The organism is Ruegeria denitrificans, assembly GCF_001458295.1.
GTDB classification, from domain to species: domain Bacteria; phylum Pseudomonadota; class Alphaproteobacteria; order Rhodobacterales; family Rhodobacteraceae; genus Ruegeria; species Ruegeria denitrificans.
Window position 1 is genome coordinate 245,909 of record NZ_CYUD01000008.1, and the last position, 11,700, is coordinate 257,608.

Consider the following 11,700-nt stretch of genomic DNA (forward strand, 5'->3'; position numbering starts at 1 on the left):
GCGAGGTGGTTCGGCAGATCAGCCGTGCCGGAATCGCAACATGTTAGGCATCAAGCGTGACCGTGGCCTCAGCGGCCTGCATGTCATTTCCAGCGCGATCAAGCCTGAGATAGGCGATCCCCCGACCGTTCGACTGGGTGAACAACGTACCAGCCGGTTTGCCACCCGACGTGATCTCGGTTCCGACCGGAGCCGTGCCGTCAACCTGTACGCTGCGCAACCCTTTGCGAAGTTCGGTCTTGTGTTTCATCCGGGCGGTGACCTCCTGCCCGACATAGCATCCCTTTTTGAAATCGACGCCGTTCAGCATCTCAAACCCGGATTCCAGGATATAGCTGTCGGGGGTCAGCTCGATACCAGATTCCGGAATGCAGTGACGCACGCGAATGGCATCCCAATCAGTGCCGTCATCAGCCTTGGCCTCGACCGTGTAGGCCCGCCACCCCATATCCGGGTGGCGCGGGTCGGGCAGGGCATCTGCGGGCGCCGGACCGGTGCCGCGTTGAAGGTTCAGGCCGCTATCTTCAATCGCAACATCGGCGCGCAGCTTGTACATGCTCAGCCGTTTAACGAACCCGTCCGCGATATCCTCGGCGACATCCAGCAGAACCGTATCATCGTCACGTTTTAGAAAGAAATCCGCCAAATACTTGCCCTGCGGCGTCAGCAGCGCGGCGTAGACCAGCCCGTGATCCAACCCAGCTATGTCATTTGTGACCAGCCCCTGAAGAAAGCTGTTAGTGTCCGACCCGCTAAGGCGCAGAATACGGCGATTGGGCATGGGGTGGTCCTCGTCATTTCCCTTGGCCTCGTGATATAGGAGATCGCGCCGCCATGACCAGAGGGTTTCCGCTTTGCCAGCTCCGATCAGCATCGTCATCCCGACCCTGAACGCGGGTGAGGCTTTGTTGGAGTCTCTGCCTGTGCTGATGGAGGGTTTGCACACGGGTCTGGTCCGCGAGCTGATCGTCACCGATGGCGGATCAATCGACCAGACCCTTGAGATTTCAGAAGAGGCGGGGGCCGAGATCGTGACCGGAACCCCCTCCCGCGGGGGGCAGCTCCGACGGGGTTGTGCAGCTGCCCAAGGTGAATGGCTGTTGGTTCTGCATGCCGATACCGTTCTGCAGGAAGGTTGGAGCAAGGACGTGGCAGAGCATTTGCCCACAGGCAAACCGGCAGCTTTTCGTCTGGCCTTTCGTGCGCGTGGGTTCTGGCCAGCATGGGTTGCAGGCTGGGCTAATCTGCGCAGTAGGGTATTTGGCCTTCCTTATGGCGATCAAGGGCTACTGGTACCGCGTCGCACCTACGAGAAGGCCGGAGGTTACCCGGACCAGCCCTTGATGGAGGACGTGGCACTGGTGCGCGCATTGCCCCGCATCACCCTGCTGAACACCCGCGCGGTTACGAGTGCGGATCGCTATGCGCGGGCGGGTTGGTTGCGTCGGGGGGCACGGAATTTGTGGATTCTGACCCAGTATTTTCTTGGGGCCGATCCAGAGCGACTGGCGCAGGCCTATCGGCGCTGAGCGCTGAGCGCAGCTCGACAATGGACTTACCCAAACGGAACGGCGCGGCAAAGCTGACCAGGCACAGCGCGATGATCTGCAACACCAGAATATGCGCATTGGCCTGTAGATATTCCCATTCGTTCTTTAGCTTTCCGACCTGGTCGACCAGATCATCATAGCTTTGCGCGAGGATCAGATAGTCTCCGGCAATTGCAGGCACTTTGCGGCGCATATTGTCGATCGCGACCTGCGTTGCATCGTCCAGCGTGGTGAAGACCAGAAACTGATCAATGCTGAACGCATCTGCCTTGGCCGCCATGGCGCGTATTTCGTCCTGTTCTTTTCTGGCTTGTCCGCCGAACAGAAAATGCAGTCCCTGCAGGGGCGCAACCTCATTGGTCACCGCGATGAAAAGGGGCAGGTCGGCGTTGCTGGCGGTAGATGCTGACAGGAACTCGACCTTGTCGCACAGAACGGCAGTGTCCGGGTCATAGGCCGGATCGCAGAACCGCAGGCGGAATCTTGCGGCATCGCGGTCAAAGGCAAGTGTGGCGGCATAGGCCACGTCGATTTGCCGGTCCAGCCGCGAACTGTCCGAGGTGTAAAGCCCGGCCAGAACCGCCACCAGCGCACCGATGCCACCCAGAACCACCCAGACCAGGTCGGCCAGTTTCCAGGCCCGGTGACCGGCGGGCTTGCGAAACAGAAATGCGGTGCCAACAGACCCGATAAGAAAGAACAGGATCAGCAGCGGCAGTTGATTATCGGTCACAAACGTCATGACACCAAAGTGACCGCGTGCCTTCGCGCTGGCAACACTCCTCACGGTCAGTTGTAGAGAATCGACGTTAAGAGCTTGAGCTTTGGCCGAATTTCCGGAAAAGCTTGGTACGGTCGAAGGCCTGTTCCAACTCGTCCGTGCGTTCTTTGACCGAATCCCACAGGCGTTCCTGAACTTCGGCGATCACGCATTCTAGCAGCATTACAATAGCGGCCATGGAATCCCAGGCAGACGGCACGGCGATCCGCGCGGTAAAAGTATGTTTGGCGAGCCGGTGGATAGGCGAGCGCCATTGATCGGTGAACAGCACGATTTCGGCCTCGCGTTCCTGGCACAGCTGCCCGATCAGCATGGTCGAGTTCTCATACCGCCGCACATCCAGCGCGATTAGCACGTCACCCTTGCGCACATCCAACAGGTCATGGGTCCAGGATGCCGCAAAGGGCAACAGTCGCACGTCCGGGCGGATCATCTGCAGGTGCAGGTAAAGATACTGCGCCAGCGTGCCGGTGATGCGCCCGCCGGTAATGAAGATACGACGGTCCGGGTCGCTAAGCATATTGCAAAAACTGTCAAACTCGGTTGGGTCGACTTCGTCAATCGTGCGTTTCTGATTGGCTAGCGTCTGTTGGGAATACCGGTTCAGGATATGCTCTTCCGGCAGGTCGTTTTGCCAGACGTCGCGCTTGGCAATCGGTCCTGAGATCATCTCCTTGACCTCGCCCCGCAGGGCGGCCTGAAACTGCGGATAGCCGTCAAACCCGGTTTTCTGCAGCATACGCGCAACGGTCGTGGTGGACACCGAGGCCGCGCTGGCCAATTCAGTGATGCTACCCAGACCAGCCATGGGGTAATCGTCCAGCAGAACGCTGATCAGTTGCCGCTCGGATGGGGTCATCTTGTCCCGATGGGCCAAAAGCCTGTCCGTTACCCGCACGTATGGGTCCTTTCGATCCTGCGCTATGTCAAAATTTTTTCAGCGCGTTCAAGCTTGGATGATTTTATACAGGAAAAATATTGACAGGTGAATGCTTCATGTGGAAATTTTTACATCGACACTACTCTCGGAATCGCAGGACGGCACATTGGACTTCGGAACTGTTGTTCATACGGATACAGCGGACGGCGCACCTATGGTGCTGCTGGTGTGCGAGCATGCGTCGAACCGAATCCCGAAATTTCTGGGTGACATGGGCCTGACGGCCAAGGCGCGTGAGAGCCATATTGCATGGGACCCCGGTGCGTTGGGGGTGGCGCAGAACATGGCTGCGCAGATGTCTGCGTCTTTGGTCTATGGCGGCGTGTCGCGTCTGGTTTATGACTGTAACCGCCCGCCCGAGGCTGCAGGCGCCATGCCGGTCAGAAGCGAAGAATATGACATCCCCGCCAACGCGGCGATGACTTCGGATGAGCGGCAAGCCCGGACAGAGAACGTTTATGTTCCGTTTTCTGACGCCCTGTCAGGCCAAATCTCGCAGCACCCTTCGCTGCAGTTGATGGTGACAGTGCACAGTTTCACGCCGGTCTATCACGGTCAAAAGCGCGAGGTGGAGCTGGGTGTCCTTCACGGCAAGGATGACCGGTTCGCAATGGCGATGATGCAGACGGTGCCTGCCGATTCACCCTATGTGACCCTTTTGAATGAGCCCTATTCGGCGGCGGATGGGGTGGCGCATACGTTGGATATGCAAGCCTGGCCCAACGGATTGGCGAATGTGATGATCGAGATACGCAATGACCTGATCCGCACACCTGAACAGCAACGTGCCATTGCCGGGCATCTTGTGGCTTGGATCAATCGCACCCTAGACGGGTTTCAGGTGGGAGGTGCGGCATGATCCGAGCGATGGCGGCATATGTGCACGTGGTCGACGCCGTTAATTACCGGATTGGCCGGGTGATGATGTGGGGGCTGTTCGTGATGATGGGGATACTGCTGTGGTCCTCGATCTCGAAAACCTTCTTTCTTCCGTCGCTCTGGACGCTTGAAATGGCCCAGTTCGCGATGGTGACCTATTACATCGTTGGCGGGCCGTACTCGATCCAGATGGGGTCGAACGTGCGGATGGACCTGTTTTATCACAACTGGAGCCCGCACAAGAAAGCCTGGTTCGATGCGTTCACCGTGATTCTGCTGATCCTCTATCTGGGCGTTCTGCTCTATGGAGGGTTGGGATCGACAGCCTATAGCCTTGGCTATTGGGGGGATGAGCCGGTGTCCTATTTCACCGGCCTGCTGACCGGTAGTGAAGAGATCGGTCGGCTGGAACGGTCTTCGACCGCGTGGCGGCCTTACATCTGGCCGATCAAAGCCATCATGGTGTTCGGCTTTTTCCTGATGCTGCTGCAAGCGATATCGGAATTCTTCAAAGACATAGCCCGGATCAACGGGCAGGAGATCGGGGTGTCGAGGGCATGAGCCAGGAATTTATCGCCATCTTCATGTTCGCGTCCATGATGCTGATGCTGTTTACCGGCCAGCGCGTCTTTGGTGCAATTGGTGCGGTTGCCACTATCGCCGCACTGGCGCTGTGGGGTACTGGAGGGCAGGATATCCCGTTCTCGGCCGCGATGAAGCTGATGAAATGGTATCCGCTGCTGACCCTGCCGATGTTTATTTTCATGGGTTATGTACTTAGCGAAAGCCGCCTAGCCGATGACCTGTACCGGATGTTCCATGTGTGGATGGGGCCGGTGAATGGCGGACTGGCGATCGGAACCATCGGGCTGATGGTTCTGGTTTCGGCCATGAATGGCCTCAGCGTTGCGGGTATGGCCATCGGGGCGACGATTGCCCTGCCGGAACTGCTGCGGCGCGGGTATGACAAAACCATGGTGACCGGGGTCATTCAGGCCGGGTCCAGTCTGGGTATCCTTGTGCCGCCATCCGTGGTGCTGGTGCTTTATGCAATGATTGCACGCCAACCTGTCGGGCAGCTGTGGTTGGCTGGTATCCTTCCGGGCCTGCTGATGGCTGGTCTGTTTATTCTGTACATCTGGATACGCTGTCGCATTCAGCCCGAACTCGGCCCCACGATGGAAGATGCCCACAAGGTTCCGAGGGCTGAGAAAATCCGACTGCTGGGGGCGGGGGCACTGCCGCTGATCATCTTTGCCGCGATGATGGTGCCGTTTGTGAATGGCTGGACCTCGCTGGTAGAAAGTTCGGCCATTGGGGCACTGGCGGCCCTTGTGGTGTCTCTCGTCAAGCGCCGCATGACCTGGAAGATTTTCGAGGACTGCACCAAGCAGACGCTGGCGATTTCGTGCATGTTCATGTGGATCATACTGGCCGCGCTAGGCTTTGGAGCGGTGTTTGACGGGCTGGGCGCGGTGAAGGCCATCGACAACCTGTTCACAGAACAACTGGGTCTGTCGCCTTGGTTGATCCTGATCCTGATGCAGCTGAGCTTTATCGTCATGGGCACGTTTCTGGACGACACGGCAATGCTAGTTATTGTGGCGCCGCTTTATGTGCCGCTGGTTGGTGCGCTGGGCTTTGACCTGATCTGGTACGGGGTTCTGTACACGATCACCACGCAGATCGCTTATATGACGCCGCCTTTCGGTTATAACTTGTTTTTGATGCGGGCGATGGCACCGCCCGAGATCAGTCTGAAAGACATTTACCGCTCGATCATCCCGTTTGTCGGGGTGATGGTGCTGGCCCTTACTATTATTATGATTTTCCCGGAAATCGCGCTTTGGTTGCCCGGTTATGTCTATGGAAATTAATAAGAATGCCCGGCGAACGGGCACGGAGTAACTTCAACAGAGAGGAAATTGACATGACGACAAGACGTAAGTTTTTGAAAACCGCCGGGGTGGGCGTCGCCGCTGCACCCCTCGCCGCGCCCGCATTGGCGCAGAATACTATTACGTGGCGGCTGCAGACCTACGCAGGCCCGTCGCTTGCGGCCCATGTGATCGACCCGGCGATTGCCATGTTCAATCAAATCGCGGGCGACCGTATGCAGATCGAGCTGTTTTATTCAGATCAGATCGTGCCGACCGGAGAATTGTTCCGCGCGATGCAAAAAGGCACTATCGACGCGGTGCAATCAGACGATGATTCGATGGCTTCGCCGACAGAACTTACGGTTTTTGGCGGATATTTTCCCTTTGCGTCGCGGTATTCACTGGACGTACCGGTGTTGTTCAACCAGTGGGGCTTGAACGAGATTTGGGACGAGGAATATGCTAAAGTTGGTGTCAAGCACATCAGCGCGGGGGCTTGGGACCCTTGCCACTTTGCAACCAAGGATCCAATCAATTCGTTGGAAGATCTGAAAGGCAAACGCGTGTTTACCTTCCCAACGGCGGGCCGATTCCTCAGCCAGTTCGGCGTGGTTCCCGTGTCGTTGCCGTGGGAAGATATCGAGGTCGCGGTGCAAACCGGAGAGCTTGATGGCGTTGCCTGGTCCGGCATCACCGAAGACTACACTGTCGGATGGGCGGATGTGACCAACTACTTCCTGACAAACAATATTTCAGGTGCTTGGGCGGGTCATTTCTTTGCCAATATGGATCGTTGGAACGAATTGCCCGAAGACCTGCAAACTCTCTTCCGCGCTTGCTGCGACCAGTCTCATTACTATCGTCAGTGGTGGTATTGGGGAGGCGAGGCCAATCTGCGCGTCAATGGCACCAAAATGCAGCTGACGACAATTCCGGACGAAGAATGGGCAACGGTCGAGCAAGCCGCAGTCAAGTTCTGGGACGAAATCGCAGCCGAGTCCGAACTCAAGGCGAAGGTCGTCGACATCTTCAAGCGCTACAACGCCGAGATGCAAAAGGCCGGACGGCCGTATCGCTACGGCTAAAACCAATATCCCGACGCGAGTGAAAGACCTTGCGTCGGGATTAGATCGGCGGAAACGATACCCCCTATGCTAAAATCCTTTCTGACAACAAGAACAAGACCCCTGGGGCGCAACAGCGCCGACCGGGGCAGAAAGGTATGAGCATATGGCCATAGCAGGCTTTTTGATCGAGATTTTCGCAGCAACCATGTTATTGCTGTTTGCCGTTCGGCTGGTGCGCACTGGTATCGAACGGCGCTTTGGCGCCTTGTTCCAGTCGATCCTGACCCGCCATACCAACAGCTTTGTTGCGGGTGGCGCGGGCATGGTTCTGGCCACGATCCTGCAAAGCTCGGCCGCGGTGGCGGTTCTGCTAACCGGATTTGCCGCCGCAGGCATGGTCAGTTTCGGAATGGCGCTGGCAGGAGTTCTTGGGGCCGATCTTGGCTCGGCGCTGGTCATTCAGGTCCTGTCTTACGATCTGGGCTGGTTGCAGCCTGCTTTGTTGGCCCTTGGCGGGTGGCTGTATCTGAAATCGGACCGCGCCAATGTGCGGCTGATGGGCCGGATAATTCTGGGCGTCGCGTTCATTCTGGTTTCGCTCCAGTTCCTGCGCGAGGCGGTCGATCCGATCCGTGAGAGCGCCTTCCTGCCTGCAATCGCGGGTTACCTGGAAAACGACTACTTCACCGCCTTTATCGTCGGTGCGGTATTGGCGTTTGTCATGCACAGCTCGGTCGCAACGATACTTATGTGCGTGACGCTGGTTCAGATCGGGGCGATACCGTTTGCCGCCGGGCTGTCGCTGGTGCTGGGGGCCAATCTTGGCTCGGCCTTTATCCCAATCTGGTTGACGCGCGATCTGACGATTTCTGCGCGGCGTGTCCCGCTGGCCAACCTGCTGTTGCGGGGCAGTGCGGCGTTGGTCATGCTGATTGCGGTCAACGTAACAAACACGCATGAGGCGCTGATGATTGCCGGGGCAGGGCAGTCGCTGATCTTTGCCCATATCGGGTTCAACCTGGCTGTGTTCCTACTGGCGACCGGCTTTGTGAACTGGCTGGAACGCCCGATGACCCTACTGATGCCGGAACCCAAAGCCGAAGCTAACGTGATGGACCAGTTCACCGACGTGCTCACCCCGCTGGGAGATCCAAGCGCGTCAGGGGCGAGTGTGGCGATGTCCTCGGTTCGGCACGAGTTGTTGCAAATGGTCACGCAGGTCGAACGTATGTTCCGCCCGGTGCTGGATATCTACGAACAGGACGATGGCGACGCCATCTCGGCCCTGTGGGAACAGGATAAGAAAGTGAATGCGCAGCTGACCGAAATCCGCCGTTTCGTCGCCCGCATGCCACGTCAGAACATGAGCAAAGCGCAAGTGAAATCTGCACGCGAGCTGGTGGAATACGCCATCCGGCTTGAGGCCGCGGGAGATGTGGTTTCAAACCGAATGACCCGCACGGCGCAGATCAAGCACACCGAACGTTCTGAGTTTTCTGCGCAGGGCTGGAAAGAGCTTACGGATTTGCATGCCGAGGTTTTGGAAAGTTTCTCTCTGGCCCGTCACGTGCTGTTGGTCGATGACATGGATTGCGCGCGTCGTCTTGTACTGGACAAGGCCGAGGTCAAACGGATGTCGCGCGACAGCCGGAAGGCCCATCTGAAACGTCTTGAGCGGGGCCAGACCGAAAGCTTCCAGTCCAGCGATCTGCATCTCGAGACGTTGCGTTCGATGCGTGACCTGCACGGGCATATCGCCGCTATCGCTTATCCGATCCTCTACAAAAGCGGACAGGTTCTGGAAACGCGTCTGGTCATGGAAATGGAAAAGAACGCGACCGAAGATTGACAGGTCGTAAAAAGAAGCAAGAGGCCGGGGTCTCTGACAGTGACGAGGGATGAAGATGATGGGCAATGAAGCGCGTTTGGGCGATTTGCGGTCTCAGGTATCTGCCGGGGATGTTGACACGGTTTTGGTTTGTTTTGTTGACATGCAGGGTCGATTGATGGGGAAGCGATTTCATGCGGGTCATTTTGTGGCTGGTGCGTGGGAAGAGACGCATTGCTGCAATTACCTGCTGGCGACGGATCTGGAGATGGGGACGCCGGATGGGTATGCGTCGACCAGTTGGGAGCGGGGGTATGGCGATTATGTGATGAAGCCGGACCTGAGCACGCTGCGTCCGGTGCCATGGCTGGAGGGCACGGTGATGGTGATGTGTGATGTGCTGGATCATCACACGCATGAAGAGGTGCCGCATGCGCCGCGCTCGATCCTGAAACGCCAGGTCAACCGTCTGAAGACGATGGGTTATGACGCGATGTGCGCCACCGAGCTGGAGTTCTTTCTGTTCGAGAAAAGCTTTGATGCGATCCGCAAGGAAGGGTTCCGCGATCTACAGCCGATCTCGGGCTACAACGAGGATTACCATATCCTGCAGACCACCAAGGAAGAGCATGTGATGCGCCCGATCCGCAACCATCTGTGGAATGCGGGGATACCGGTCGAGAATTCCAAGGGTGAGGCCGAGACCGGGCAGGAAGAGCTGAACATCAAATATGCGGCGGCGATGGAGACGGCCGAGTATCACTCGATCGCCAAGAACGCGGTGAAAGAGATCGCCTGGCAGCATGGCCATGCGGCGACCTTCCTGCCGAAATGGCATCATGACAAGGTGGGCAGTTCGTCCCACGTGCACCAGTCGCTATGGGCGGATGGCCAACCTGCGTTTTATGACGCAGAGGATGAGCTGGGTATGTCGGCGCTGATGAAAAGCTATATGGCGGGCCTGCTGAAATACGCCGGTGACTACACCTATTTCATGGCGCCGTATATCAACAGCTACAAGCGGTTCATGAAGGGCACCTTTGCGCCCACGCGGATCATCTGGTCGGTGGACAACCGCACCGCCGGGTTCCGCCTGTGTGGCGATGGCACCAAGGCGATCCGGGTGGAGTGCCGCATTCCGGGCTCGGATATGAACCCGTATCTGGCGATCGCCGGAATGCTGGCCGCCGGGATTGCGGGGATCGAGGAAGGGCTGGAGTTGCAGCCGCCCACCGTTGGCGATGTCTATCAGGGGGACACGGGCATGATCCCGGGCAACCTGCGGGCAGCGCGGGATGCGCTGCACGGGTCTGCCATGTTGCGTGCGGCGATGGGGGATGACGTGGTTGATCACTATACCCGCGCGGCCGAGGTCGAGATCGAGGAATTCGAGCGCGTGGTGACCGATTGGGAAGTCGCTCGCGGGTTTGAACGGGCCTGACGAGCAGCGTGAGAGGGCGGCCTCTCGCACCACTGAAATTTGGAAAGAGGAAGCAGGGCGCAAATGCCCTCTATGTGGAGTTGATGGCATGGGCCAGACACTGAAGTGCATCTCACCGGTCGATGGATCGGTATTTGCGGAACGCGCGGTGCTGTCGCGCGATGCGGCGTTTGAGGGTGCCGCCCGGGCGCGGGCGGCGCAGGCGGATTGGGCGGCGCGGTCGTTGCACGAGCGGATCGATCTTGTGATGGCAGGCGTGGCCGCTGTGGGCGCGATGAATGATGAGATCGTGCCCGAACTGGCCCATATGATGGGACGCCCGGTGCGCTATGGTGGTGAGTTTGGCGGCTTTGACGAGCGCGCCAGTCATATGGCCGGGATCGCTGAGGCGTCACTGGCCGATATCGCGGTGGGTGAGGATGAGACGTTCAAGCGTTACATCAAGCGCCTCCCGCATGGGGTGGTGTTTGTGGTGGCGCCCTGGAATTACCCTTACATGACGGCGATCAACACGGTGGCCCCGGCGCTGATCGCGGGCAATACGGTGATCCTGAAACACGCCACCCAGACCCTGCTGGTGGGCGAGCGGATGGCGCAGGCCTTCCATGCGGCGGGCGTGCCGGCGGATGTGTTCCAGAATGTGTTCCTCAGCCATGACGTGACCAATGATCTGATCGCGGGCAATGCGTTCGACTTTGTGAACTTCACCGGGTCGGTCGGCGGTGGCCAGGCAATGGAGCGCGCGGCGGCGGGCACCTTTACTGGTGTCGGCACCGAGCTGGGCGGCAAGGACCCGGGCTATGTCATGGAGGATGCCGATCTGGACGCGGCGGTCGATACGCTGATCGACGGGGCCATGTTCAACGCGGGCCAGTGCTGCTGCGGGATCGAACGGATTTACGTGCATGAAAACCTCTATGATGACTTCGTCGCCAAGGCGGTTGAGATTGTTCAGGGGTACAAGCTGGGCAACCCGCTGGACCCGGAGACGACTATGGGCCCGATGGCCAATGTGAGGTTCGCCGATGAGGTGCGCGCGCAGATCGCCGAGGCTGTGGCCGATGGCGCCGTGGCCCATATCGACACCATGGCACAGGATGACGGTGGTGCCTATCTGACGCCACAGATTCTGACCAATGTGACCCACGACATGCGGGTGATGCGGGATGAAAGCTTTGGCCCGGTGGTGGGCATCATGAAGGTCTCGTCTGACGCCGAAGCCATCGCGCTGATGAATGACAGCGTATTTGGCCTGACCGCCAGCCTCTGGACAAGTGATGTGGACCGGGCGGCGCGTGTGGGCGATGCGATCGAGACCGGCACCGTGTTCATGA

Annotated in this window: 10 protein-coding genes and 1 pseudogene; 8 read left to right on the top strand and 3 right to left on the bottom strand. The window is 58.4% G+C overall.

Going from position 1 to position 11,700, the window contains the following annotated elements:
• Positions 1-43 precede the first annotated feature (43 nt).
• Entirely contained in the window at positions 44-781 is a 738-nt protein-coding gene (gene ygfZ, locus RUE5091_RS14030) for a CAF17-like 4Fe-4S cluster assembly/insertion protein YgfZ (protein ID WP_058282575.1), read from the bottom strand.
• 73 nt (positions 782-854) lie between these two features.
• Here ygfZ and RUE5091_RS22680 point away from each other — a divergent pair, with 73 nt between their 5' ends.
• A complete protein-coding gene (locus RUE5091_RS22680) occupies positions 855-1,529 on the top strand; it encodes a TIGR04283 family arsenosugar biosynthesis glycosyltransferase (RefSeq protein WP_082643661.1) in 675 nt (224 codons plus the stop codon).
• A 7-nt stretch (positions 1,530-1,536) separates the two neighbouring features.
• Here the strand turns inward: RUE5091_RS22680 and RUE5091_RS14035 are convergent.
• Together RUE5091_RS14035 and RUE5091_RS14040 are read right to left on the bottom strand one after the other, a co-directional pair.
• Positions 1,537-2,292: pseudogene (locus tag RUE5091_RS14035) on the bottom strand (hypothetical protein); the annotation flags it as partial.
• Positions 2,293-2,359: 67 nt separating this feature from the next.
• Complete coding sequence (locus tag RUE5091_RS14040) at positions 2,360-3,229, bottom strand: MurR/RpiR family transcriptional regulator (protein ID WP_082643662.1); 870 nt, start codon at positions 3,227-3,229, stop codon at positions 2,360-2,362.
• Between the two features lie 148 nt (positions 3,230-3,377).
• On the opposite strand from RUE5091_RS14040, the gene RUE5091_RS14045 reads away from it, so the two are divergent.
• The 7 genes from RUE5091_RS14045 to RUE5091_RS14075 form a co-directional block, all read left to right on the top strand.
• Complete coding sequence (locus tag RUE5091_RS14045) at positions 3,378-4,130, top strand: N-formylglutamate amidohydrolase (protein WP_243470787.1); 753 nt, start codon at positions 3,378-3,380, stop codon at positions 4,128-4,130.
• Positions 4,127-4,711, top strand: coding sequence for a TRAP transporter small permease subunit (locus RUE5091_RS14050; RefSeq protein ID WP_058282544.1), 585 nt, complete (start codon positions 4,127-4,129; stop codon positions 4,709-4,711). The genes RUE5091_RS14045 and RUE5091_RS14050 overlap by 4 nt, the downstream gene beginning before the upstream one ends.
• Positions 4,708-6,027, top strand: a complete 1,320-nt coding sequence (locus tag RUE5091_RS14055) for a TRAP transporter large permease (protein WP_058282545.1) — start codon at positions 4,708-4,710, stop codon at positions 6,025-6,027. The genes RUE5091_RS14050 and RUE5091_RS14055 overlap by 4 nt, the downstream gene beginning before the upstream one ends.
• A 53-nt stretch (positions 6,028-6,080) precedes the next feature.
• Positions 6,081-7,115, top strand: coding sequence for a TRAP transporter substrate-binding protein (locus RUE5091_RS14060; RefSeq protein ID WP_058282576.1), 1,035 nt, complete (start codon positions 6,081-6,083; stop codon positions 7,113-7,115).
• Positions 7,116-7,260: 145 nt separating this feature from the next.
• Entirely contained in the window at positions 7,261-8,946 is a 1,686-nt protein-coding gene (locus RUE5091_RS14065) for a Na/Pi cotransporter family protein (RefSeq protein ID WP_058282546.1), read from the top strand.
• 58 nt (positions 8,947-9,004) lie between these two features.
• Positions 9,005-10,366: a glutamine synthetase family protein gene (locus tag RUE5091_RS14070; RefSeq protein ID WP_058282577.1), complete on the top strand. Its 1,362-nt coding sequence runs from the start codon at positions 9,005-9,007 to the stop codon at positions 10,364-10,366.
• 88 nt (positions 10,367-10,454) lie between these two features.
• Positions 10,455-11,700: aldehyde dehydrogenase family protein (locus RUE5091_RS14075; protein WP_058282547.1), on the top strand; the 1,246-nt coding region annotated here is incomplete at its 3' end.

What these genes read in the sequence shown, in the direction of transcription:
- ygfZ (WP_058282575.1), bottom strand. Translation starts at nt 781, where the DNA reads ATGCCCAATCGCCGTATTCTGCGCCTTAGCGGGTCGGACACTAACAGC.
- RUE5091_RS14050 (WP_058282544.1), top strand. Translation starts at nt 4,127, where the DNA reads ATGATCCGAGCGATGGCGGCATATGTGCACGTGGTCGACGCCGTTAAT.
- RUE5091_RS14055 (WP_058282545.1), top strand. Translation starts at nt 4,708, where the DNA reads ATGAGCCAGGAATTTATCGCCATCTTCATGTTCGCGTCCATGATGCTG.
- RUE5091_RS14060 (WP_058282576.1), top strand. Translation starts at nt 6,081, where the DNA reads ATGACGACAAGACGTAAGTTTTTGAAAACCGCCGGGGTGGGCGTCGCC.
- RUE5091_RS14065 (WP_058282546.1), top strand. Translation starts at nt 7,261, where the DNA reads ATGGCCATAGCAGGCTTTTTGATCGAGATTTTCGCAGCAACCATGTTA.
- RUE5091_RS14070 (WP_058282577.1), top strand. Translation starts at nt 9,005, where the DNA reads ATGGGCAATGAAGCGCGTTTGGGCGATTTGCGGTCTCAGGTATCTGCC.